Source organism: Chelatococcus composti (assembly GCF_014201415.1).
Taxonomy (GTDB): Bacteria; Pseudomonadota; Alphaproteobacteria; order Rhizobiales; family Beijerinckiaceae; genus Chelatococcus_A; species Chelatococcus_A composti.
This window is the reverse complement of the sequence record NZ_JACHEH010000005.1, coordinates 319327-343059: the sequence shown is the minus strand read 5'-3', so window position 1 is coordinate 343059 and position 23733 is coordinate 319327. Positions and strand designations below refer to the sequence as shown.

The 23733-nt window shown below is 67.4% G+C and carries 19 protein-coding genes; 9 read left to right on the top strand and 10 right to left on the bottom strand.

The features are described from left to right. Positions 1-7 precede the first annotated feature (7 nt). Together HNQ73_RS12825 and HNQ73_RS12820 are read right to left on the bottom strand one after the other, a co-directional pair. Positions 8-817, bottom strand: a complete 810-nt coding sequence (locus HNQ73_RS12825) for an ABC transporter permease (protein ID WP_183335256.1) — start codon at positions 815-817, stop codon at positions 8-10. Between the two features lie 59 nt (positions 818-876). Next, positions 877-1965, bottom strand: coding sequence for a glycosyltransferase (locus HNQ73_RS12820; protein WP_183335255.1), 1089 nt, complete (start codon positions 1963-1965; stop codon positions 877-879). Between the two features lie 557 nt (positions 1966-2522). Between HNQ73_RS12820 and HNQ73_RS12815 the strand changes: the two genes are divergently transcribed. The 3 genes from HNQ73_RS12815 to HNQ73_RS18185 are packed head-to-tail and all read left to right on the top strand — an operon-like array spanning position 2523 to position 9139. Beyond that, positions 2523-4877 carry a glycosyltransferase gene (locus HNQ73_RS12815; protein WP_183335254.1) on the top strand — a complete coding sequence of 785 codons (2355 nt, stop codon included), beginning with the start codon at positions 2523-2525 and terminating at the stop codon, positions 4875-4877. Position 4878: 1 nt separating this feature from the next. Further along, positions 4879-7383: a glycosyltransferase family 4 protein gene (locus HNQ73_RS12810; protein WP_183335253.1), complete on the top strand. Its 2505-nt coding sequence runs from the start codon at positions 4879-4881 to the stop codon at positions 7381-7383. After that, complete coding sequence (locus HNQ73_RS18185; protein WP_183335252.1) at positions 7349-9139, top strand: FkbM family methyltransferase; 1791 nt, start codon at positions 7349-7351, stop codon at positions 9137-9139. The genes HNQ73_RS12810 and HNQ73_RS18185 overlap by 35 nt, the downstream gene beginning before the upstream one ends. 28 nt (positions 9140-9167) lie before the next feature. On the opposite strand, the gene HNQ73_RS12800 is transcribed toward HNQ73_RS18185, so the two are convergent. Next, a complete protein-coding gene (locus tag HNQ73_RS12800) occupies positions 9168-10610 on the bottom strand; it encodes a DUF2793 domain-containing protein (RefSeq protein WP_183335251.1) in 1443 nt (480 codons plus the stop codon). 192 nt (positions 10611-10802) lie between these two features. Between HNQ73_RS12800 and cysD the strand changes: the two genes are divergently transcribed. The 4 genes from cysD (at position 10803) to HNQ73_RS12780 (ending at position 15666) form a co-directional block, all read left to right on the top strand. Beyond that, positions 10803-11753: a sulfate adenylyltransferase subunit CysD gene (cysD, locus tag HNQ73_RS12795; RefSeq protein WP_183335250.1), complete on the top strand. Its 951-nt coding sequence runs from the start codon at positions 10803-10805 to the stop codon at positions 11751-11753. Then, positions 11754-13625, top strand: coding sequence for an adenylyl-sulfate kinase (gene cysC, locus HNQ73_RS12790; RefSeq protein WP_183335249.1), 1872 nt, complete (start codon positions 11754-11756; stop codon positions 13623-13625). Between the two features lie 124 nt (positions 13626-13749). After that, positions 13750-14070, top strand: a complete 321-nt coding sequence (locus HNQ73_RS12785; protein WP_183335248.1) for a phasin family protein — start codon at positions 13750-13752, stop codon at positions 14068-14070. A 30-nt stretch (positions 14071-14100) separates the two neighbouring features. Continuing rightward, on the top strand, positions 14101-15666 hold the full coding sequence (locus tag HNQ73_RS12780; protein WP_183335247.1) for a bifunctional aminoglycoside phosphotransferase/ATP-binding protein: 1566 nt from the start codon (positions 14101-14103) through the stop codon (positions 15664-15666). Positions 15667-15672: 6 nt separating this feature from the next. Here HNQ73_RS12780 and HNQ73_RS12775 read toward each other — a convergent pair whose 3' ends face one another. From HNQ73_RS12775 to HNQ73_RS12745, 7 genes are all read right to left on the bottom strand, one after another. Further along, positions 15673-16338, bottom strand: coding sequence for a phosphoribosyltransferase (locus HNQ73_RS12775; protein WP_183335246.1), 666 nt, complete (start codon positions 16336-16338; stop codon positions 15673-15675). A 273-nt stretch (positions 16339-16611) separates the two neighbouring features. After that, the gene (locus tag HNQ73_RS12770; protein ID WP_183335245.1) at positions 16612-17376 is read right to left on the bottom strand and encodes an SDR family NAD(P)-dependent oxidoreductase; all 765 of its coding nucleotides are present in this window, start codon (positions 17374-17376) and stop codon (positions 16612-16614) included. A 3-nt stretch (positions 17377-17379) separates the two neighbouring features. Then, entirely contained in the window at positions 17380-17715 is a 336-nt protein-coding gene (locus tag HNQ73_RS12765; RefSeq protein ID WP_183335244.1) for a hypothetical protein, read from the bottom strand. After that, complete coding sequence (locus HNQ73_RS12760; RefSeq protein WP_183335243.1) at positions 17715-18602, bottom strand: DUF6772 family protein; 888 nt, start codon at positions 18600-18602, stop codon at positions 17715-17717. The genes HNQ73_RS12765 and HNQ73_RS12760 overlap by 1 nt, the downstream gene beginning before the upstream one ends. 14 nt (positions 18603-18616) lie before the next feature. After that, positions 18617-19462, bottom strand: a complete 846-nt coding sequence (locus HNQ73_RS12755) for a carbohydrate ABC transporter permease (protein WP_244650172.1) — start codon at positions 19460-19462, stop codon at positions 18617-18619. After that, a complete protein-coding gene (locus tag HNQ73_RS12750) occupies positions 19452-20345 on the bottom strand; it encodes a carbohydrate ABC transporter permease (RefSeq protein WP_183335242.1) in 894 nt (297 codons plus the stop codon). Before HNQ73_RS12750 ends, HNQ73_RS12755 begins: the two co-directional genes overlap by 11 nt. Positions 20346-20350: 5 nt before the next feature. After that, on the bottom strand, positions 20351-21496 hold the full coding sequence (locus tag HNQ73_RS12745) for a mandelate racemase/muconate lactonizing enzyme family protein (RefSeq protein ID WP_183335241.1): 1146 nt from the start codon (positions 21494-21496) through the stop codon (positions 20351-20353). 87 nt (positions 21497-21583) lie between these two features. Between HNQ73_RS12745 and HNQ73_RS12740 the strand changes: the two genes are divergently transcribed. Beyond that, positions 21584-22375, top strand: a complete 792-nt coding sequence (locus tag HNQ73_RS12740; RefSeq protein WP_183335240.1) for a FadR/GntR family transcriptional regulator — start codon at positions 21584-21586, stop codon at positions 22373-22375. Between the two features lie 54 nt (positions 22376-22429). Continuing rightward, positions 22430-23716: an ABC transporter substrate-binding protein gene (locus tag HNQ73_RS12735; RefSeq protein ID WP_183335239.1), complete on the top strand. Its 1287-nt coding sequence runs from the start codon at positions 22430-22432 to the stop codon at positions 23714-23716. Positions 23717-23733: the final 17 nt, after the last annotated feature.

The window sequence follows — 23733 nt, the reverse complement described above, 5'->3', positions numbered from 1 at the left end:
CGCCTCCTTACAGCCAGTAGACGATGCGCGCCCGGAACCGCGCGAAGAGCGGGGCAGTCACGAGAACCATCGTACCGATGATCGCGAGCGCCTGCACATAGCGCCCGATGCCGGGCCAATGCCCGTGCAGCGGGTCGGCAACAAGCAGCAGGAAGATAGCGAAGGGGTTGAAGTCGATGACGTAGGGCACACGGCCACCAAGCTGGTCTACATGCCACATCACCGGCGTCAGGAAGAAGGCCACCTGCAGCAGGCTCTGGATGATCTGCGGCAGGTCGCGGAAGCGCGTGCACAGGAGGCCAATCGTCATCCCCGCCGGCAGCGACGCCACAGCAAGGAGCAACAGCCCCGGCACGGCCATGACGGCGGCCGCAGTCGGCACGATGCCGAACAGCAGGAAGACCAGCGCGATGATGACCAGGTTGTGCGCCAGGATGATGAGCTGGCGAACGATGACGCGCATGACGAAGATCGTCTTCGGCAACGCCTGCTGGCCCAGGATAGAGCCGGCCTGCGTGAAGGCGGCAGTGCTGTCGGTGACGATGCCGGCGAGCATTCCCCAGATGACGATGTTGACGGCAAGGTAGGGAATGTAGGTCTCGACCGGCTGGCCGAACAGGAAGGAATAGACGCTCCCGATGCCGGCGATGAAGATGCCGGTGCTCAGCGTGATCCAGAACTGGCCGAAGCGGGAGCGCTTGTAGCGCTGCCGGATGTCGTTGAAGGCAAGCAGCGTCCAGATATGCCAAGCCGCAAGGCCCTCCACGAGGTCCTTCGCGGCACGCCGCCAGTCTGCTCCGGTCGGGAAGAGGGACATGTATCGGCTTCTTGCTAATCCTGCCTGTGCGGTTGGGGAGCGGACATGGCGCCGGCTGCTCATTGCTCGGCCGTGCTGGTGGTGGGTGGGTCCGACGCGTCTACGTCGCAGCCGGGCTCGGGCAGCGCCGGCTGCGGCACCGGCGCCGACATGGTCCGCAGACCGTCCCACATACCGCGGCCGATTGCCTTCAGAGCATAGGCGCGATGCCGCCCCTTGACCGCGTAGACCACGGCCTGAAGACAGATGTAGGGCACCATCTTGACCTTCCATCGCAACGGCACGTGCCGCATTGCGAGCATGCGGACCTGATTGCGGACATAGGTGTAGAGCCTATGAGGCGGCTGCACGGGCAGCTTGAGGCGCAGCATGGGCACAGCGATCGACCCTTGCCCGAGTCGATGCTCCATCAGGGCATCCCGTGCGACCCAGCATGAAAACCCCCGGTGCCAGGCGCGAAAGCACCACTCGATGTCGACGGCATCGATGAAAAAGTCGTCCCGGAACGGTCCGACGGCCTCATAGGCGGAAACTGAAACGAGCGAGCCGGAAGAGATCACGAAGTCCACGGCACGGACCGTGGTGGCGTCGCTGCGGCCCGGACGCAGGAAGATGCGCACGTCCTTGAAGCGCCCTCTGGCCTGCCGGGGCCCGACGGGCTGGACACCGACCGCGGCGACCTTGTGTCCCGCCGCGCAGAGCTCCCTCATCGTATCGGCGAGATGTTGAACGACCTGCGGACGCAACGTCGAATCCTGGTCGACGAGCAGTACCGCGTCGCCGCCATACTGGCCTGCGCGCCGCATGATCTCGTTGTAGGCGCAGCCCAGGCCAACGTTCTCGCGCGACTGGATGATCTCGATGCGCGCGTTGCCACCGGCGGCGAGCAACCCTTCACGGCGAACCTGTGATAAAGGTGAGTTGGCAAAAATCAGAACGCATTCGGTCGTCCGGGCCAGCACGGACACCACCTCCAGGAGTAATTCCTGGTCGGGCCGATAGGCGACGACCGCCGAAAAGATGCGCAATGATAAGGTTAACACAATGTCCGTGCCAGCAACACACGCAGAGAATGACGCGGTACGTATTTTTTCGTTAATAAAACTCTTATGTTTTGAATCCTCTACCTTTCCCCGGACCGTTGTCAAGGCGGTCCAATCTCGGCAAAAAGGCGGAAACGCGGCGCAAGACATGCGGCATTACGCCGCACTTCGCCGGCCTAAGCGCATCAGCCACCAACTGGGATGCACAGCTGTGCACCTGTCGCCCCCTTCGCGAACGCCTCTCACGAGACGCCCGCCGGCGCCCTTGACGATCCGCGGGAGCGAAAATAAGGTGGCCTACAGTGCCGATATAGTTTGATTACGGCATCTGATTCAGTTTTATTGGAACGATTGCCATGCGCTCTTCTTGTCGACGCCACCCCTCCTGAAGCACTTCGACGTAATCGCCCACCGCGGGCCGGGCCTCCCGCGAAAATCTGCGCGTCAGCGCGGCTGAAGGCAGCCTTTCGTCGCCCTGACCGGATGTTTTCCAAAGCCCTGATTGGCTGATGGCTCCCGGACTTCGGCGATGACGAAAGTGGCTGCGAGAGCGCGGGCGCTCTCGCGTGCGTGAATCCAGCCCGCTGGCAAAGAGCCTGTGCCCGTTCCGAACACCGGAAGCCTGCCGGACAGCCGACGGGCAAGGTGGAAACGAACTGATAATGCGACAGCTTCCTATGGATATTGCAGCGCCAACCCTTTCTGCTGCGGACGATTCCCGTGCAACAGGCACGCCGCAGGCCGCGCCATGGCGCAGGGTCGCGGTCGTCACACGTACCCGCAACCGGCCGCTCCTCCTGCGGCGCGCGGCGCAAAGCGTCAGCAGCCAGACCTTCAAGGATTTCCTCTGGGTGGTCGTTAACGACGGCGGCGACGCAGAGACGGTACGGTCCATCGTCGAAGGTGCCGGGCTCGAGCGGGACAATATCCTCCTGGTATCCCTGTCGCAGAGCCGCGGCATGGAGGCCGCGTCCAATGCGGGTATCGCGGCGAGCCAGTCGGACTTCGTGGTCATCCACGACGACGATGACAGCTGGGCACCGGATTTCCTCGAAAAGACCGTCGCCTTCCTCTCGGGTCCGCAGGGGCAGCGCTATGGCGGCGTCATCACCCATTCGATCCACGTCTCGGAGGACATCCGCGACGGCGAGGTGATCGAGCGGCGGCGCCGTCCGTTCCAGACGTCGGTGCGCGACGTGCAGCTCTCACAGATGCTGCGCGGCAATTTCTTTCCGCCCATCTCCTTCCTCTTCCGACGTTCGATCTGGGAGGAGATCGGCGGCTTCAACGAGGACCTCCCGGTACTGGGCGACTGGTTCTTCAACCTGGAGTTCCTGCTCAAGGCCGATATTGGTGTCCTGCCGGAGCCGCTTGCCTTCTATCATCACAGGGATCAGGCGTCCGCGGGCACGGCCTATGCCAATTCCGTGGTCGCGGCGGGGCACCGGCACAGCGAGCTGGCGGCCGTCGTCCGCAATACCTTCCTGCGTCGCCACATCGACAAGAGCGCGGTGGCGCTCAGCCTCGTGCTCAGCCAGCTCGACGACCTGCGCCGCGACGAGCCCGTGGTCGATCAGGCCGCCGCCGAGGGCCCGGCGGGCGCGTCTCCGGTGGGCGCGCCCGTGGACGCCGACCGGGCGGATCTCGACTGGGTCATCGGCAGCGTCAACCGGCACCTCGCCAGGCGAACCCTCGGCAGCTTCGTGCGGTCTCTGCGCGTACGCCCCCTGGAGGCGGATGCTGGATGGAACCAGGCTGTGGAGGCCCTGAAGAAGCTCGGGGCGCCCATCCCCATTCCCGACCATTTCGACGAGACGTCCTATCTCGCGGCGAACCCCGATGTCGCTGACGCCGTGCAGAAGGGCCAGCTGCAGTCGGGCTATCAGCATTTCCTCCTGTTCGGCCGTTTCGAAGGCCGGCATCGCCCGGGCCGCTTCATCGTCCCCAGCGCCGAGCCGCGGGAGATTGCCAGGCCGGCACCCTCCCCCTCCACGAACGTCCTGAAGCCGGTGTTCGACACGCCGGCCATGCTGCGCGCGGCCCATCGCATCGCCGGTTTCGAGCGCGTCCTGCACGTGGCGCACCACGAGTGGCACGGCATCCGCCAGGCGACCGCCTATTGCCCCGGGCATAAACTCCTCATCCCTGCCGACGTGCCACTCGAGGAGACGGACAAGGCCCAGATCGCGGAGGAGATCCAGGCCCTCGGCATCACGCACGTCGTCTTCCAGGGCTATTCGGAGAATGCCGACCAGCTGCTCCTGGCCTTGCGTGCCCGTTTCGGCTCCGGTCTGCACTGCTACGCGGTCACGCACGTGACCACAGCGCAGTTCGAGCATTACTTCGAGATGAACATGCAAGCGCGCCTGCTCATCCGGCTGCGCATGGGCACGCTGCAGGGCCTGGGGTCGGTCAAGCCCGATTTTAGCTCCGTCATCGAGAGCTACTGGCCCGGCCTCATCATCAATTTCGCGCCGGATCTGCCGGTGTCCGGCGCCCTGCAACCGCCCGAGATCCGTTCGGTCTACACGCCGCTCGACCCCGGCTGGCGCAAGAACATGTACACCAATGTGCTCGGGGCCCTTGGCGCGAGCAACGTCGAGCTGGTCAAGACGGCCAACTTCCCCAATGGCCTCGAAAGCCTGGTGAATCTCGACCGGTTGCGGCTCGTCGGCTATCTGCGCGGGCGTGACCTCCTTGACGAGATGGCGCGCAGCTCGCTCGTGCTCTTGGCGACCCTCGCCGAATGCCAGCCCATGACGCAGCTCGAGAGCTTCGCCGTCGGCACGCCGGCCATGACGGGGCCGCTTTACATCCGCGAATTCGAGGATGATCCGCTGATCCGGCTCTGCACCACCCTGCATCTCGACAATCCGGCCCTCCTCGCCCGTGATGTCGAACGGTTGGTAGCCCTCAGGCATGACGACCCTGCGGCGATGGAAGAGATGATCGCCAACCACCTCTCCCGACGCCACGCCCTCGCGGCCGAGCGGTATGCCGATTTCCTGGGCCTGTGACATGTCGAAGCCGGCAATCTGCTTCGTCACCAACGAGCTCTATCCGCTCGGGCCCGGCGGCATCGGACGGATGCTTTACAATTTCGCCCGATACAACGAGATGATGGGTTTCCCGGCAGAGATCCATTTTCTCGTGCCGCCGGAACTGCTGTCGAGCCGGCCCGATGCGGCGATGCTGCTCAGCGGAACCTTCGACGGGGTGGCACAGGTGCACGTGTGCCCAGCCCTCGGCAGCCGGCCGGACCTGATGGCCCAGCTCCTCGCTCGTGCCGAATCTCACCCCTGGACGCTGGAGTGGTATCAGGCCAACTCCTATCGCTACTATCAGGGCCTTCTCGCTGCCGAGCGCAAGCGGGGCGCCCCCTTCGACATCATAGAGTTCCCGGATTTCGGGGGCTGGGCCGTGGCGAGCATCGAGGCGAAGCGCGCCGGCCTTGCCTTCTCCCGCACGCTCATCGCTGCCCGCATCCACTCCACCCAGGGGGTGCTATACCGGGCCGAACGTTTCCATCACCATCCCGGCCATTCCCTTGGCATCTTCTTCGATGCCGAGCGCCATCTGCTGGCGCATGCGGATCTCATTGTGGCTCACGAGCGTTCCGTGCTGGCCCTCAACGAGGCTCACTACGGACTCGCCGAGCGCTGGCGCGGGCGTTCGCAGCTGGAATTCCCGCCCATCCTCCTCGACAATGGCGACCGGTCGGTGACGATCGAGCCTGCCCCCGTCGACTTCATCTTCTCCTCGCGCCTGCAGCCCTGCAAGCGACCGGACCTTTTCATCCGCGCCGCGATCCTCTTCCTCGAACGGCATCCGGACCATCCCGGCTCCTTCCGGCTCGTATCCTATGGCTGGGACGAAGCCTATATCGCGGGCCTGCGCGCGCTCGTTCCGGATGCGCTCAAGGACAGGATCGTGTTCCTCTTCGGCGCCAGTGCCGCCGAGCGTGAGAGCCACCTCGCCCGCTCCATCGTGGTTGTGCCGTCCGACTACGAGAGCCTGTGCCTGTTCGCCTTCGAGGCGAGCACGATGGGCTGCAAGGTCATTCTCAACGGGCGCTGCCCCGCCTTCGGCCCCACCTCGCGCTGGCGCGACGAAGAGAACTGCCTGCTGTTCGACGGCTCCGTCGAGGGCCTCGCCGATGCGATGGAGAAGGCTCTCGAATGGCGCCCCTCCGCCCCCGTCAGCGTGACGCCGGACACACCCTACTGGTTGCGCCCGGAGGCATGGCCTGCCCGCCGAAATCCCGCAACGGCAAAGGAGCGGCCGGGCGTCACGGTCGTCTGCCACGGCATTCGCTCTCCCGCTGAGTTCGAGCGCCATTTTGACACCGTACTCCATCTCGGTGTGGAGCTCGACGTGAAAAGCGGGAAGGACGCCGTGCAGTTCCTCCTGCCGCGGGCGGATTTCTCGCCGGACGGGCCGGAGGCGCGCCGCATCGCGGCCCACGGCTGGCAGGCCGTGTTCACCTCCGGCAAGAACGAGTGTCCCGAGATGCTGTCGCGCCGGCTGGCCGCGACGGAGCGTGAGGTGGTCCTGCTCTATCCCTTCGGCTTCGAGGCTGCACCGGGCTTCGTCACCGCCGCGCTCGCCGCCATGGCGCGCGATCCAAATCTCGCCCTCGTCGGCGGCCATGTCGAACTCGTCGATGCGCGCACCGGGCGAAGCGACTATCTGCGCGGTTACTCGGGCGAGGCGCCTTCGACGGCGCTCCTTTCGAGCCGCATCGTGCCGCCATTCTGCCTGCTGCGACGTGAGCTGCCGGCGCGTGTTCCGTTCGATCCGAAGGCAGGCGACCTGTGGTTCGAGGTCTTCGCGCGCGAATGCGCCCTGAAGGGCGAGAACATCCTGGTCCTGCCCATGGTCGCGGCGACGATGGACGCCTTCATCGCCGGCCGGCGCGAGACGACCAAGAAGATCTCGGCCGGGCTCATGGACGCGGCGGCGATGGCCGCCGGGATGTCGGCCCGCCTCTTGAGCCTCGACCCGGTGCAGCCGCCCGGGGATGGTCCGGACCGGCCGCTGTCATGGCACGGCGAGCATCTGCGGGCGGTTTCGCGCATCCATCCCGGCGGGCGGGTGCGAGACTGGGAACCAGTGCAATGGCACGGCGACGGCGAAGGCATCGTCCTGCGCCCCATCGCGCGGGAGCTGACGATCGGCGAGCTGCGTGGCCCACACCGCCGGCTCGGCCGCATCGCCGCCCATGTGCGCAATCTCGACGAGAACACCGGCGGGGTCGAGGCCGCCATTGCCCTGGCGCGCGGCAACACCGCGACGGAGCGCATCCTCGCCCACCTCAACGGCGACGATGCGGCCGACGACGTCGCCCTGAGCGCCTGGCATACGCTCGGCCCCGGCCGGCAGGTATTGATCGAACTCTCCGCCTACGGTGCGAGCCGGGGCAACGACCGGCTTCTCCTCATCGCAAGGCTGCCGCAGGGCGAGGAGGGTTGCCGGCTCGCCTTCGAACGTGTCGAGCTCTGGTTCAACGAGAACCTCATCTGACAGCTCGAGCCGCAGGGCTTTCGACCAAGCTAAAGGAACAAGTATGGCCCCTCCATTCGGCCTTCTCATCGCCACCCAGCGCTCCGGCACCGGAGCGCTGGGCAGCGTACTGGATCAGAAAAATCACCCGCAATTCTATTATCTCGGCGAGATTTTCCATCCGGGAGGCATTGGCGACCGCCACAATTACTTCACACATCTTCTTGACTATATCCGAGAGGATCCACGCAATGCCCTCGCGGAGGCCGCGCCCCGAAACTTCGAGCGTTTCCTGGCGACACTCTCCGAGGAGGGCCGCACGCTCCTGCCCGACGTCAAGTACAACAGCCTGCACAGCCTCAACCAGCACTGGCACTCGCCCATCGGTCGCCCGTGGCTCCTCGAATACGCACGGGCCGAGGGCGCGCCGATCATTCACCTGACGCGCCGCAACTTTCTGGAGGTGTTCGTCTCCGGCCTCCTCGCCACCGCCAACAAGGTCTGGCACGCGACCGATGCGGCTGCCGTACAGATCCGCTCTGCCGTCGTCGACGTTCCGCGACTGCTGCGTTTCATCGACGATAAGCAGCGTGAGCTGGAAATGATTGAGCAATGGCTCAAGGGCCACCGGCCGCTCGTCACCCTCGACTATGGGGACATGTTCGATGCCGAGGGGCTGCTGGCCCGCGAGCACGCGGACGCGATCGCGCGCGCCTTCGGGACGGACCCGATCACGAAGCGCAAGCCCTCGTTCGTGAAGCAAGCGCCCAGGAGTCTCACCGAATCCATCAAGAATTACCGCGAGGTCGAACAAGCTCTTTCGAACACGCCTCACGCCTGGATGATTGCCGGAAATCGTCTCCGACAGGCCCCGCCTACCTCCACCACAAGCAAGGGATCGGCCATGAAAAAAATTATCTTCCAGAACTCGGCCGTCACCGTCAACGGGCACGGCATCACGATGCACAGCATCACGGCCCCGTGGGGCGAGGATGACAACCTGCTCGGTGCCATGCGACAGGGCTCGTTCGACGAGAAGAAAACGCTTGCCTACTGGCTCTTCCTCGTCGAGAACGCGCCGAAAAATGCGATGGTGCTCGATGTGGGAGCCTACACTGGCCTCTATTCGCTGCTGACAGTGCGAGCCCGTCGCGATCTTCTTTCTCTGGCCTTCGAGCCCTCGTCGGTGACGTTCGGGCGGCTCGTCTACAACATCCAGCTCAACGCCTTCAATCCGCGCATCGTCCCCTGCCACCTGGCGGCATGGAAACGCGAGGAAATCCTGACGCTGCCGCACAGGTACGGCTTCTTCAGCCTCTGCTCGGGCGAGTCGATCGCACAGAAGGGCGCGCCCGACCATACGGAAACGGTCAAGGCCGTGCCGCTCGACCACATTCTGCAGCCGACCCGCCCCGACTTCCTCAATGCGCCGCAGCTCGAGGGGATCAGCAAGCGCCCGATCGCGGCCGTCAAGATCGACGTCGAGGGCGTCGAGCCGGAGGTGCTGGAAGGGGCGCGGACCATCATCTCCACCAGCCGCCCCGCCTTCATCTGCGAGTTTCTCAACCAGCAGGCAGAGGCGCGCCTCGGCGATTTCTTCGCCTCCGTCGGTTATGCGGTGATCCCCATCCCGGAAGAGCGCAACCTGCTCGCCATTCCCCGGGACAGCCACGACCGGTTCGTGAGCGACTTCGCCACCTGGGCCAAGCGGCATGGCACGGCCGTCGCCATCGCGGGGCATGTCATCGAGAACTCGCGCTTCGAGACCGAGCTCTGAGGCCGTCTACCCCTGAACGGCAAGTGCCTCAAAGTTCGGCTTCGGCCACCCAGTGCCAGAAGACGACCTGCGTCGACGCACTCGCCGCGAAGTCGATCATGCAGCCGGCCTCGCCCTGCACGTAGATGCCGCCGATGGAGAGGTCTGCATCAGGGTAGGCACGCACCTGCCCTGCCGCGCCCGTGGTCGGATTGTAAATCGTCACCACGGGCGCCGCGCGCTTGACGACGCGGAAGGGAATGTCGGCCCGGTGCACTGCCGCGATCTGGAAGGTCGTCTGGTTGCGCCGCCCGGCCTGGCTCGGCGTGCCCGGTTTGACGCCGAGATTGTAGGACTTCTCGTAGTAGCGCTGGCACATGGCAAGATCCTGGCCGAACGGCCGCACCTCGAATTCCGTCGGCACCGTGCCGCGCTCCAGCTGCGGCAGTGCGAAGGTTCCGCCGGAGAAGCGCACGGTGGCCTGCGCCCCGCCGGGCAGCACCACTGTGCCTCCGTTTGCCACGGGCGCTCCATTGACGCTGGCGCTCGCCGTGCCGACCCAGGAGAGCACGTAGGTGCCGGCAACGATATTGATGCCTTCGACCACCTGCTCGACGCCACCGGCCGGCGCGGTGAAGGTGCGGAAACCGTCACCTTCGCTCCAGAACAGCGCCTCGCCCGCGGTCACCACCCGCCAACGGTCGACGGTGTACTGGCCATTGGCCGTCGCCGCCGTGCCCGCAACATAGCCGCGCTGGTTCACGAGGCCACGGGCATTGATAAGGAGGTTGCGCAGGCCGCATGCAAGCCGCGTCCGAGGCAGTGTCACCGCACCGCTCGCGGCGTCGATCCGCAGCGCCGTCGTCCAGACAGAGCCGTCGGACGAAACGTTGATCGTGAAGTCGTCGCTGCCGGCAAGGCCCATCTCGGCCCGCCCCGACCAGTCGGTCTGGAAGATGAGCGAGGCGGTGTCGGCGGGATCTTCCTTGTTGAGCACCATGCGCAGCCCGCCGCTGCCGCCCTCGCCCGCGTATCTTGCCGACCACAGGGCATTCTCCAGCTTGGCAGCGAAGGCATTGGCCGCATCGGGCCGCGTGCCGACGCCGAGCCCGACGAGATCGTGCAGCTCGGTCGGCGGGTCACTCTCGACGACGGCCCATTCCGTTCCCGTCCAGACGCACAGGCGGCTTTCGCTGGTCACATAGGCCGTCCAACCCGGTTCCGGCGCAAAGGTGAACCAGCCGCCATCCACGAAGACGGCGACGTGATGATCCTTGCCTTCCCAGGCACCCGTCGCCCCCGCAGCCACGATGTGGCGCGCACCTTCGGCAGGCTCGTCCGGAGGAGCTGTCCGCTCCCTGTCCTTGACCGCGAGCTGCACCAGTGCATCGAGCATGCGCAGCGCCTCGTTGTGCGTCACGTGTTTCTGCGCCTGCCCGGCGGCGATGTACGGCAGTTTCAGATTGGCGGTGGTTTCGGCAACAATGGTCACGGCGACCCCGGCGCTCAGTCCAATATAGGATGTTAGACCTATTCTGGGATAAAATGTCAATCCTTCGCCCTTCCGGCGACACGTTCCCACTGCCGCATCTGAAGGAGCTTGTCTGTGAGCGCACCAGAGGCTACACAATTCGCCAGTTTGTTTGCGTCATTTTCGATTCATTCTTGATCTGATTGCCGGACCATGCACGCTGCGCCCAGCACCCCGTCTTCCCTTCGCCTCGCCGGTCGTCATGGGCTCAGCGCCCACCAGCGCATGCTGGAGGCCGAAGCCATCCATATCCTGCGGGAAACCGAGGCCGTGTTCCGCCGGCCGGTCCTGCTCTACTCTATCGGAAAAGATTCCTCCGTCCTGCTGCACCTGGCGCGGAAGGCCTTTTATCCGGGGCCCATCCCCTTCAAGGTCGTGCATGTCGACACCACCTGGAAGTTCCGGGAGATGATCGCCTTCCGCGACGAGCAGGCGCGCGCGCTCGGTCTCGATCTCGTCGTCCACACTAACGAGGAGGGCCTCGCTGCCGGCCTGTCGCCCGTCACCCATGGCGCGGGCCTCTATACGCACGCCATGAAGACCGTGGCGCTCCGGCAAGTTCTCGATCGTCTCGGCGCTGACGCCGCCATCGGCGGTGCGCGGCGGGACGAGGAGAAGAGCCGCGCCAAGGAGCGCATCTTCTCCGTGCGCGCTCCCGGCCACCGCTGGGACCCCAAGATGCAGCGCCCCGAGCCCTGGGGGCTCGCCAACACGCAGCTCGTCGAGGGCGAGACGATGCGTGTCTTCCCCCTCTCCAACTGGACCGAACACGACGTGTGGGCCTACATCCGCGCCGAGGCGATCCCCGTCGTGCCGCTCTATTTCGCGCGCGAACGGCCCGTGGTGCGCCGCGGCGACAACCTCATCATGGTGGACGACGACCGCCTGCCGCTGGAGCCGGGCGAGGTGCCGCAGATGATGCGCGTGCGCTTTCGCACGCTCGGCTGTTACCCGCTGACGGCCGCAATCCGGTCCGATGCCGAAACCCTCGATGCCGTGATCGCGGAACTTCACGGTACGCGCCGCTCCGAGCGTGCCGGACGCCTCATCGACGGCGAGCGCTCGGAGTCCATCGAGGCCAAGAAGATGGAAGGATATTTCTGAGTGCGTATTGCCGAGCCATCCGTGGCGGCCGTCCCGCCAGTCGAGAAACAAGATCTGCTGAAGGTGCTCGCCTGCGGCGCGGTCGACGACGGCAAGTCGACCCTGCTCGGGCGCTTGATGGCCGACGCCGGCCTCGTCCCGGAGGACCAGATGGAAGCCGTCGCCGCTGCCAGCGGCGAGGGTGGCTTTGACTATGCCCTGCTGCTTGACGGCCTCTCGGCCGAGCGTGAGCAGGGCATCACCATCGACGTGGCCTATCGCTATTTCGCAACCGCGCGACGCAGCTTCATCGTCGTTGACGCGCCCGGCCACGAGCAGTTCACGCGCAACATGGCAACCGGCGCCTCGGCGTGTGACGTGGCCGTGCTGCTGGTGGACGGGCGCAAGGGCCTTCTGCCGCAGACCCGGCGGCACGCGGCCATCGCCACCCTCATGGGCATCCGCGACATCGTACTCGCCGTCAACAAGATGGACCTCGTCGGCCATGACGAGCAGGTGTTCCGCGCCATCGTGGATGCCTTCCGCAGCCACGCGAACAGCCTCGGCCTTGTCGTCCATCCCATTCCGGTCTCGGCGGCCCTCGGCGAAAATGTCGTCCACCCCGCCGCGGCGATGCCGTGGTACGCCGGCCCGCCGCTGCTCAGCCTCCTCGAGACGCTCGCACCCGTGCGACCGAGCTGTGGCAGCCTGCGCTTTCCCGTCCAGCGCGTCTGCCGGCCGAACCTGGACTTCCGCGGCTACCAGGGCACGGTTGCCGGCGGCCGCGTCCGGCGCGGCGACACGGTGGTCGCCCTGCCCGGCGGACAGCCGAGCCGTATCACGCGGATCGTCACTTTCGACGGCGATCTGGAGGAGGCAGGAGTTGGCGAGGCCGTGACGCTGGTGCTCGACCGCGAGATCGAGGCCGGCCGCGGCACGGTCTTCGCCTGCCCGGAGAACCCGCCAGCCGCCGTGGATCACCTCGTCGCGCGCCTCGTCTGGCTTTCGGACATGCCGCTCGCCACGGGCCGGGAGCTGCTCATGCGGCTGGGTAACGATCTCGTGCCGTGCCGCATCACCGCCCTGCGCAACCGGCTCGATATCGTGCGCCTGGTGGAAGACCCGGCGACGATGCTGGAGACGAACGACATCGGCACCGCATCCATCGCCACGGCCCGCCCGGTGGTGGTCGAGCGCTACGACGACAACCGCTCGCTCGGCTCCTTCCTGCTCATCGACCGCCTGACCAACCAGACCCTCGCGGCGGGCATGGTGATGGAGGCGGTCAACGCTGCAGCCAACGTCTACTGGCAGAACTTCGACACGGAAACGGCCGACCGGCCGACCGCCCGCCGCCAGAAGCCGGCCATCCTCTGGCTCACTGGCCCCTCGGGCGCCGGCAAGTCGACAGTGGCGAATGCGCTGGAGCGCCGGCTCACCGCAGCCGGCTGCCACGCCTATGTGCTCGACGGCGATAACGTCCGCCACGGCCTCAATCGCGATCTCGGCTTCTCGCCGCCCGAGCGTGCCGAGAACGTGCGGCGCCTTGCCGAGGTCGCACACATCCTCGCCGATGCGGGCCTCATCGCCATCGTGGCCGCCATCGCGCCCTACGCCAGGGACCGGGCGAATGCCCGCGCGCTCGCCAGGGACGTGCCATTCTACGAGATCTTCGTCGACACGCCGCTCGACGTCTGCGCCGCGCGTGATCCCAAGGGGCTCTACCGGCGGGCACGCCAGGGCCTCGTCGAGAACTTCACAGGCGTCGGCTCTCCCTACGAACCGCCCGAGGCACCTGACCTGCGCCTCGACGGCTCCAGCGAGACGCCCGAGCAGGAGGCGGATCGGATCTTGGCGCTTCTCGTCACAAAGGGGCACATACTCGCCGCCTGACGACCGCTCCGGCGGGCGTCGCGAGCCGGAAAGTGGCCGTCTTTTTCAGACACGCTTGATCCCTGTCAACGACGCGGCCAACCGCGCGCGCAAGCATTCGCAGAGTGACAGGGAGGGAGAGACGATGACCATCGACAGGCAGGCCACGCATCCGCGCCGTCCCGACGCCAACGGCATGCCGTGGCCGTTCGAGGCCTTCCCGCTCTGGCTCAAGGCCTCGACCTTCGATCTGCCCGTAGCCATCGGCACGGAGATGCTGCACTTCATGGCCCGGCGCCTTGAAGCCCAGGCCTCGTTCTGGCACGACATCGGCCGCTGCCACGGCCTGCCCGAGGCGGTGGAACGGCAGACGGCCTTTGCCCAGCAGGCGATCACGGACTATACGGAAGAGTTCGCGACGCTCATGCGCAAGGCCGAGGACAAGGTGGTCCGGACGGAGCACTGAACCTCCAGCCTGATCACTCACCGAGGCAGGATGACACCGCTCTCGCATGTCGCCGAAGCGCAGGACGAGACCCTGCGCTTCCTCGCCTCGCCGGGCGGTCACGGGCTCGACTGGCCCGTCAAGCGCATCGACACGCACGGCGCGATCATCTTTCTCGCGGGCAACGACGCCTACAAGATCAAGCGCGCCGTGCGCTTCCCCTACATGGACTTCTCCACGCTGGAGAAGCGCCGCGTCGCGTGCGAGCGCGAGATCGCCATCAACCGCCCCGGCGCGCCGGACATCTATCTCGGCCTCGTCCCCATCGTCCGTCGCAATGGCACGCTGCAACTCGGCGGCGAAGGCACGGTGGTGGAATGGGCGGTGCATATGCGCCGCTTCGACGAAACCAGGACGCTGGACCGCCTGGCCGCCGGGGGAGAACTGGCGCCGGCCATCGTCGCCGCGATGGCGCGCGCGGTCGCCGAAGCGCATGCGCGCGCATCCGTCCGCCGTGATGTCGATTCCGCCGGCTCGCTCCGGGCCGTTATCGCGGAGAACGGGGCGAGCCTCCTGGAACATCCAACCCTCTTTCCGCCGGAGCGCACTGAGCGTCTGACGCACCAGTCGCTCGACGCGCTGGAGCGCCTGAGGGGGCTTTTGATGCAGCGCGGACGGGAGGGCCATGTGCGTCGCTGCCACGGCGACCTGCATCTCAGGAATATCGTCCTCATCGAGGGCAAGCCGCGCCTCTTCGATGCCCTCGAGTTCGACGAGGCGCTGGCGACGACCGACGTGCTCTACGACCTTGCCTTCCTGCTCATGGACCTGATCGAAAAGGGCCTGCGGCGCGAGGCAAACCTCCTCCTCAACCGCTATCTCGTGGAGAGCCGAGAGCCGGCGCACCTTGCAGGTCTTGCGGCGCTGCCGCTCTTCATCAGCATACGCGCCGCGATCCGGGCGAAGGTGACGGTTGCCGGGCTCGCCTATCTCGAGGCCGACGGGCGCGAGCGGGCGCTGGAGGACTGCCGCCGCTATTTCAGCCTCGCCGAAGCGGTCCTCACGCGTGCGCCGCCGCGGCTCGTCGCCATCGGCGGCCTTTCGGGCAGCGGCAAGAGCACGCTCGCCGCAGCCCTCGCCCCGCTCATCGGCGGCCCGCCGGGCGCCGTGCACCTGCGCAGTGACGTCATCCGCAAGCAGCTCTTCGGGGTTGCGGAAACCGAGCGCCTGCCCAACAGCGCCTATGACGCGGCAGCGTCCGCCGCAGTCTATGAGCGGATGTATCGCGATGCGCGCACGGTGCTCGCCGCAGGCTGGCCGGTCATCGTCGATGCCGTGCATCAGCGCCGGCATGAGCGGGCCACTGCCGCGGCCCTCGCGGCCGAAGCCGGCGTCCCCTTCGCCGGGCTGTGGCTCTCGGCCCCACTCGCGCGGCTCACGGCGCGGGTCGAGGCCCGCCGCGGCGATGCCTCGGATGCGGACGCGCGCGTCGTCGCCATGCAGGCTGCACGCGAGACGGGCGATGTTGGCGCCGAGCCGGGCTGGCATGCCATCGACGCCGACGGCCCGCCGGACGAGATCCTCGCGCGGGCCCGGCAGGTGCTGGGAAGCAGCTGAACGGGCTCACGGCGGCAGGGGGCCGCCCCCCTCCGGCGGGAAGCGCGCGAGGGTCGCGATCACCGCCTCGTCCCCCACCTGGTCGAAGTCGAGATAGGCCGCACCGACGGCCCAGAACGGCTGCGGCGTCTCCAGGCATACGACGGCATCGGCCTCCTCGCTCAAATCGGCGATGACGTCGCGCGGGGCAACCGGCGTGGCCAGCACGAGCTGCGCCGGGCCGCGGCGGCGAATGGCCCGCAGGGCCGCCCTCACGGTCGCACCGGTGGCGATGCCGTCGTCGACCACGATGACGCAGCGGTCCTTGACCGGCACGGGCGGACGGGCCCCGAGATAGAAGCGGCGCCGGCGCTCGATCTCGGCGAGCTCCCGCTGCCGCACCGCCTCGAAGGCCACAGGCGTGACACGGACCGTCGCGATCACGTCCTCGTTGCGCACGGTGATGGGCTCCGCCCCGTCGACGACGGCACCCATGGCGAGTTCCGGCCGCCCCGGCACACCGAGCTTGCGCACCAGCACGAGGTCGAGCGGCGCCGAGAGGCGGGCAGCGATCTCCGCAGCGACCGGCACTCCGCCACGCGGCAGCGCGAGGATGACCGGATGGCGGTCCTTCCATCCCGCCAGGGCATCGGCGAGCCGCCGCCCAGCTTCCACTCGGTTGAGAAAAGGCATGGGGCCCTCCTGTAGGCCCATTTTACAGCCGGAACAGCGGCGCGTCAGGGCAGCGGCCAGCCCTTTCGGGTGGGCGCCGCCGCAGGCTGGGCCGGGGAAGGTGGGCTCGCCGCCGGGGCAATCGGCCCGGCCCCTGTCGATGAAGCGGCCGGGGAAAAAGCGCGTGTGCGGATGCTGCGGATTGGCGAGGACGTCCCCGGTCACCCCTCCTCGACGATGGCGCCACTGTCCCCGACGTCCCCCGCCACCGTCCACTGCAAGACCAGCTCCCCGTCAGCCGGCGTGCCAGCCGCCATCGACGAACAGGCGCACCCCGTTGATGTAGGCCCCGGCATCGGAGGCGAGCAGCAGGCAGGCACCGACGCAGTCCCGCGGCCTGCCGATACGCCGCGATGGGATCTCGTCCTCAACACGGGCCCGGTAGGCGGGATCAGCGAGGACGGCGGCGTTGCGGTCGGTCGCGATGGCGCCGGGCGAGACCGTGTTGAAGGTGACGTTGTGCGACGCGTACTGGCGCGCCAGATTGACCATCATGTTGGTCTGCGCGCTCTTGAGCGCCGCATAGACCATCAGGCGCGGGTTGGGCCGCGTCTCCTGGATGCTGCCCATGGCGATGACGCGGCCGAAGCCGCGGGCCGCCATGGCGGGCACCACGGCCTGCAGGATGAGGAGGCTCGCCGTAAGGTCCACCGCCACCTGCCGGGCGATGTCCTCCTCCGTTACCGCGAGCCAGTCGCGGCGCAGCTCCAGCGAGGCATTGAGCACGAGAATGTCGATGGGCCCGAGAGCCGCGGCCACGGCTTCGGGCAGGCGGCGGCAAGCCTCGGCCTCGGCGAGGTCGGCGACGAAGGCTTCCGCCCGCGCGCCGGCGGCGCGCATCTCATCCACCGCCTCCTCCAGCGCCTTGCTCCCGTGCGCGCCGTGGACGGCGACGGCAGCACCGCTGCGCGCGAGGCCGAGCGCGACGGCCCGCCCGATGCCGCGGCTCGAGCCGGTGACGAGGGCGACGCGCCCTTCGTTGCGGAAACTCTCGTCCACCGCTCAGGCCTTCAGATGCCAGGTGACGAGGACGGTGAGCGCGGCGCCCTCGGGCAGGTCGGCAGCGATGCGCAGCCACGTGCCGAAATGCGAGACGCGGGCGAAGGTGACCTCGCCTGCGCGTACCGGCAGGGGAAACTCGGTGCCCTCCGCCACCCAGTGCATGCCGTCGGGCGACAGCTCGACGCGCGCCCGGCCCGGCGCGCCGACCGCATCCTTAAGGGCGCGGACGAAGACGATGGCCTCGCTCGCCCAGCCGGCCTCGTAAGGCTCGGTGGCGGACGCACCGCGCCACTCCTCGTTGCGGGCGACGACAGCAGCCTGGCTTTCGCGCAGCATCAGAAATCTCCCGACAGGCAGACGGAATCGATGAAGAGGCTGGCGCGCTTGTCCACGTCCGTCTCGACGAAGAAGGCGAGGTTCAGCATGCACCAGAGGTTGCGCATGGCCGGAATGCGCATGCTGTCGAAACCGCCGAGGTCGAGCTCCCGGTCGTTGCAGGCCAGACCCGTGGCCTGCATGGTGGCGAGGTCGAAGTCGAAGCGGCAATAGTGCCAGTTCACCTTGGTCGGAATCTCGTTGTAGCAGAGCTTCTGCCCGCCGCCGGCGATGTCCTCCCACCCTTCGGGCGCCAGGTGATAGTGCGTCACCGTCTTGTTGGCGGAACCGACCGGCGCGAAGGGCTCGGTGCGGCGCTTGAACTGCCACTTCTGCACATGCTCGCCATTGAGCGCGTTGAGGAAGCGCAGATGCGGCATGATGCGCCAGGCGTCGCCATCGCGGTCGCCCGTCTGCAGGTCGTAGAGAAAGCCGACGGAGCGCACGTCCGTCTCCGACAGGCTCAGCTCGTTCGCCTCGGGCTTGAAGGTGAAGTAGAACTCGAGCCGGATGGGCCCGCGCCGGCGGAAGGTGAGCCGCTTGATCGCAACGTTGCGCGCGCCCGCCTGCGGTCGCGTCGCGATCTTCAGCGCATAGCTGCCGTCGATGCCGCCGTGGCTGCCGAAGTCCCACATGGGCAGGGTCGACAGCATGGCCTGCGTGTGCTGGGCGTAGCCCGGATGCATGGCATCAAGCGTGTCCTCGTAATTGCCGACAAGCTGCGTCCAGCCGCAGAAGCCGCGGTCGAAGTCGTCGAAGGCGATGATGCGCGGCAGCGGATCGAAGCGCGACAGGGCGGGGTCGGCAAGGCGCAGGGCCAAGGCGATCTCATGGCGGTCGGGTGTCATCGGATTGGTCCTTCTCAGCCCTTGGTGGCTCCCGCCGTCAGACCCTCGATGAGGTGGCGCTGACACAGGACGACGAAGACGAGGATCGGCAGGAGCTGCATGGTGGTGGCGGCGAAGAGGACGCCCCATTCGACGCCCTCGAGGGAACCGATCATCTCGGAGAGCACGAGGGGTGCGGTCTTGGCGTTCTTCGTTGTGAAGATGAAGGCGAACAGGAATTCATTCCACGCATAGACGATGACGAAGATGGCGACGGCGACCATGCCCTGCGCCGACAGGGGCAGGACGACGCGGCGGAAGATCTGCGCCTGGCTCGCCCCGTCCATCATTGCCGCCTCGTCGAGCTCGCGCGGGATCTGGTCGATGAATGTGCGCATCACCATCGTGCCGAGCGAGACGAAGAAGGCGGCATAGAGGATGATGAGCACCGCGTGCGTGTCATTGAGCCCGAGCGCATTGACGATGGGGAACAGCGGCAGGGTCGTGACGATGGGCGGCAGCAGGCGCAACGCGATCATGGCGAAGACCGAGCCCGAGAGGAACCGGCTGTGCCAGCGCGAATAGCCGAAGCCGGCGAGCGTCGAGGCGAGCACCGCGAGCACCGTCGCCCCCGCCGTGACGATGAAGCTGTTGGCAAGCCCGGAGAAGAAGTCTCCCCAGCGCTGCCACAGGGCGACGAAGTTCTCGAAGGTGGGCCGCCAGCCGACGCCGGTGGCGAAGATGTCGCGCTCTGGGGTGAAGGCGGCCGTCACGATGAGCGCGATGGGCCCGAGCGACCAGGCGAGCACCAGCGCGACCGCAACAGCCTTGCCGAGGAGGCGCAGGAGGCCGGAGAGCGAGCGGGCACGGTCAGTCGGCACGGGCGAACATCTCCCGGTAGAGCCGGCGCAGATAGAAGGCTGCGAGCATGAGCGAGGTCACCACCATCAGCCATCCGGTCGCGCTCGCCGCGCCGAAGTCGTTGTATCGGAAGGCTTCGAGGTAGAGGTAGACGGCGACCACCTCGGTCGAGCGTGCCGGCCCGCCCTGGGTCAGCAGCCACACTTCCGAGAACAGGCGGTAGGCGAAGATGTAGCGGAAGAGCATGGCGACCAGGATGGCCGGCATGAGCAGTGGCAGCGTGATGCGCCGGAAGCTCTGCCACGGGGTTGCCCCGTCGATCTCGGCGGCCTCATAGAGCTCCTTCGGGATCGCGAGCCGCGCGGCATAGAGGATGATGAAGGTGAAGGGCAGGTGCAGCCAGATGCTGAGCAGTGCAACGAGCGCGAGCCCGTGGCTCGGCACCACCGACCATTCGAGCGGCGGCAGGCCGAGGCCCGTCAGCACCCGCGTCATGAAACCGGTGTCGGGGTCGAACAGCGTGCGCCACATCACGACGGCACCGACCTCGCTCACCGCATAGGGCGCGAGAACGGCGGCAATGAGCAGCTTGCGGAAGGGCAGGCCCGCCACGAAGAGCATTGCCATGGCAAGGCCCAGCACGACCTCGACGTGAACCACGACGAGCACCACGACGACCGTGTTGCCCAACGCCCGCCAGAAGTAGGGGTCGGCGAGGATCTTGGCGTAGTTGGCGAAGCCGACGAAGGTGGCCGCGCGGCCGAAGGTCGACTGCTGGAAGGACAGCCACAACACGTAGACCGCCGGGACGAGAATGACCGCGGCGAGCAGCGCGAGCGCGGGGGCGACGTAGGGCAATGCCCGGCGCGGCTCCTGCATCGCAGAGATCGAGACGGCCGCCATGCGCCTTACTCCGCGATGCGATGGGCGGCGAGCGCCGCCCGGTCGACGGTGATGCCGAGACCCGGGCCGGCCGGCACGGGCAGCGCGCCGTCGACCATCGTCGCCGGATCCCCGACGGGCTCCACCAGCAGCGCCTCGCGCAGCGGGTTGCGATAGACCATGCACTCGAAGGTGAGGCAGTTCTCGGCAGCCGCGGCCAGCTGCAGACTGGCGGCGACGCAGATGGCGCCCGACCAGCCGACGTGCGGGGCATAGGCGACGTTGAAGCTCTGGGCGAGCTCGGCGATGCGCCAGGTCTCGGTGATGCCCCCTGCCCGCGCCACATCCGGCTGGATCAGGCCGATGGACCGGTCCTGCAGCATGGGCAGGGCGTCGACGGCAGTGAAGTCGCTCTCGCCGGCGGCGAGGCGCACGTCGAGCCTGTCGCGCAGCAGGCGATAGCCGGCACGGTCCTCCGGCCGCAGCGGCTCCTCGAACCAGTCGTACCCGCATTCCTCGAGCGCGCGGCCAACGCGCACGGCATCGTCGAGATCATAGGCCCAGTTGGCGTCAACGCTGAGGCCAACGGCATCCCCCGCGAGCCGGCGCACGAGGCGGATGCGCGCGATCGAATCCGGCACCGAGCGGCCGGTCTTCACCTTGATCTGGCGGAAGCCTGCCGCGAGCGCGGCAGCGACCTCCTGCTCGACCGTCGCATCGTCGTACCAGTTGATGGACGAGGCATAGGCCGGGACGGCGCTGCGCCCCACACCACCGAGAAGCTTGGCCACCGGCATGCCGGCAGCCTTGCCGGCAATGTCCCACAGGGCGATGTCGACGCCGGCGACGGCCTCGACGAGCATGCCGCCGACGCGGCCGGTGAGCGCACCGCGCATGAGGTTCCACAGCCGGCGCCGGTCGAGCGCATCCTCGCCGGCGATCCGCGGCGCCAGAACGCTCTCGATGAAGCGGGCATAGGCGGCGGCCCCGCGCCGGCCGAGGCATTCGCCGAAGCCGACGAGCCCCTGGTCTGTCTCTACCTCGACGACGACGAGCTCGATCGTCGCCCAGTCGCCCTGCGACGTGCGTTGCGCCGTCGGCAGTGCGACGCGCAGGGGATGCGCAGTGACCTGCGCAATGCGGCCGGCCTGCGGCCCTTCGATATCGGGCATGATCCCGCCTCGGATTTCCTCGCCACTCTACTTAACTGATAAGTTTCTAGGTTGCAACCATGCTGAGTTTATGCGATGAAGATCGGCATGTCTGACCAGCTCGCGACCTTGCCCGACACACGTACCCCTGACTGGGCGAAGCTGCTCGGCGCGGCCGACATCGCGCCCAGCCGGCTCGGCGATGCCGTCATCGAACGATTGACGGAGGCGATCATCGACGGCCGCCTCAAGCCCGGTGATCCACTGCCCTCGGAGGGGCAGATCGCCGCCACCTTCGGCATCTCCAAGCCGATTGCGCGCGAGGCGCTGCGCGAGCTCGCGGCGATGGGCGTCATCCAGGTGCAGCAGGGCAAGGTCAGCCGCGTGCGCGCCATCGACAGCGGGCCGCTGGCCCGCTTCTACCGCTTCGCCGTCGGCAGCACGAAGCAGGGCCTGCGCGAGGCGGTGGAACTGCGCCGCATGCTGGAGCCCCACATCGCCGCCTTCGCCGCCGAGCGGCGCACCGAGGCCGACATCGCTGCCATGCGCGCTATCCTCGTGCGGATGGAGGAGACCCTCGGCGACGTGCCGGCGTGGATCGAGGCGGACCTCGCCTTCCACAACCAGATTGCGGCAATGGCGCACAACCGGCTTGTCGTGCTCCAGCTCAAGGGACTTGAGCCGGTCGTGCGCATCATGATGGTGCGCTTCAACGCGCGCGAGGCGCGCACCATGGATGATTGGCGCGTGACGCTGGGCCGCCACGTCCGCATCGCCGAGGCCATCGAGGCGGGCGATCCTGCCGCAGCGGAGGCGGCCATGCGCAGCCATTTTGCCGCCGCCGACGCCGCCATCCGCGACATCTTCGGGCCCGATCCGTCGCCGGGAGGGACAGGCTAGGCCCGTTTCATCAGCGAGGCCCGCAAAAGAACGGGCCCGGAGGGAGGGAACGACATGGCACCAATCGACAGAAGGACGCTGCTCACCGCGGCGGGCGCCGCGCTGGCAGCCCCGAAACTCGCCTTCGGCCAGGCGGCCAAGGGCCCGCCCCTGCAGGTGTTCGCCCACCGCGTGCACAAGACCGTGGCGACCGGCCAGAGCGGCGACGTCACTGCCCCCTGGACGGCCGAGACCGGTATCGCCGTCGAATGGACGACCTTCGACACCGGCCCCCTGCAGGAGCGGCTGTTCCGCGAGGCCTCGCTGTCGCAGACGAGCGTCGACGTGGGCTTCATCGTCAACACCCAGGCGGTGCCGCGCACAGCGGAGCTGTTCGAGCCGCTCGACGACTACATGCGCAACGATCCGCCCGAGGATGTGGCCGACATCTTCCCCGGGCTCATCGACGGCATGACCGTCGCCGGCAAGCTGATCGCCATCCCCGTCCGGCACGCCTCCTCCGGCCTGCACTGGAACACGGAGATCCTCGCCGAGCGCGGCTTCCCGACGCCCCCGGCGACCATGGAAGAACTCGTCGAGGTGGCGAAGGCCACGACTTACCGGCGCGCCGACGGCACGAACTGCGTCGGCCTGTGCATGCCGGGCGTCACCTATCCCAACGTCATCGACATCGCCCGCACGTGGGATGGCGACTTCATCACCAAGGACTTCAAGGTGGTGGCGGACCAGGAGGGCATGCTCAACGCCATCCGCCTGCTGCGCGGCCTGTTCGAGGCCAGCGCCTTCCCGCGCAACTTCTCCGCCCTGACCACGGAGGAGGTGGCGACCTGGATGCAGCAGGGCCGCGCCGCCATGGCCCTGCAGAGCATGGGCCGCAACCGCATCTTCAACGACCCGCAGAAGAGCAAGTTCGCCGGCAAGATCATGACCGGAGCAGTGCCCATCTCGCAGACGCTGAAGGACCGCTACCCGGTCGCGCCGGCGAAGGTGGAGTTCTGGGGCCTCGCCATTCCGAAGAACAGCACGCGCAAGGACCTCGCCTGGAGCTTCATCAAGGCGATGCTGACCAAGGATGCGACGCTCAAGATGGCGCTGAGCGGCAACGGCCCCGTGCGCGCCTCGACCTACGACGATCCCGGCTTCCGCGCCAGCGTGCCCTATGCCGATGCCGAGCGCGACGTGCTCAAGGTCGCGCGCGTGCCGATGCCGGCCTTCGACGAGGCCGCCCGCGCCGGCGACATCTTCAAGGAGGAGGCCGAGGCCGCGGTCCTCGGCATGAAGACCCCCGAGCAGGCGATGGCCTCGGTGGTCGAACGGGTGAGGCCGTTGCTGCCGTCCTGACCGGGGCGGCGGGCGAC

Coding starts and splice junctions, on each gene's coding strand:
- HNQ73_RS12780 (WP_183335247.1), top strand. CDS start 14,101: ATGACACCGCTCTCGCATGTCGCCGAAGCGCAGGACGAGACCCTGCGC.
- HNQ73_RS12810 (WP_183335253.1), top strand. CDS start 4,879: ATGTCGAAGCCGGCAATCTGCTTCGTCACCAACGAGCTCTATCCGCTC.
- HNQ73_RS12815 (WP_183335254.1), top strand. CDS start 2,523: ATGCGACAGCTTCCTATGGATATTGCAGCGCCAACCCTTTCTGCTGCG.
- HNQ73_RS12750 (WP_183335242.1), bottom strand. CDS start 20,345: ATGGCGGCCGTCTCGATCTCTGCGATGCAGGAGCCGCGCCGGGCATTG.
- HNQ73_RS12760 (WP_183335243.1), bottom strand. CDS start 18,602: ATGACACCCGACCGCCATGAGATCGCCTTGGCCCTGCGCCTTGCCGAC.
- HNQ73_RS12785 (WP_183335248.1), top strand. CDS start 13,750: ATGACCATCGACAGGCAGGCCACGCATCCGCGCCGTCCCGACGCCAAC.
- HNQ73_RS12765 (WP_183335244.1), bottom strand. CDS start 17,715: ATGCTGCGCGAAAGCCAGGCTGCTGTCGTCGCCCGCAACGAGGAGTGG.
- HNQ73_RS12825 (WP_183335256.1), bottom strand. CDS start 817: ATGTCCCTCTTCCCGACCGGAGCAGACTGGCGGCGTGCCGCGAAGGAC.
- cysD (WP_183335250.1), top strand. CDS start 10,803: ATGCACGCTGCGCCCAGCACCCCGTCTTCCCTTCGCCTCGCCGGTCGT.
- HNQ73_RS12740 (WP_183335240.1), top strand. CDS start 21,584: ATGTCTGACCAGCTCGCGACCTTGCCCGACACACGTACCCCTGACTGG.
- HNQ73_RS12745 (WP_183335241.1), bottom strand. CDS start 21,496: ATGCCCGATATCGAAGGGCCGCAGGCCGGCCGCATTGCGCAGGTCACT.
- HNQ73_RS12735 (WP_183335239.1), top strand. CDS start 22,430: ATGGCACCAATCGACAGAAGGACGCTGCTCACCGCGGCGGGCGCCGCG.
- HNQ73_RS12775 (WP_183335246.1), bottom strand. CDS start 16,338: ATGCCTTTTCTCAACCGAGTGGAAGCTGGGCGGCGGCTCGCCGATGCC.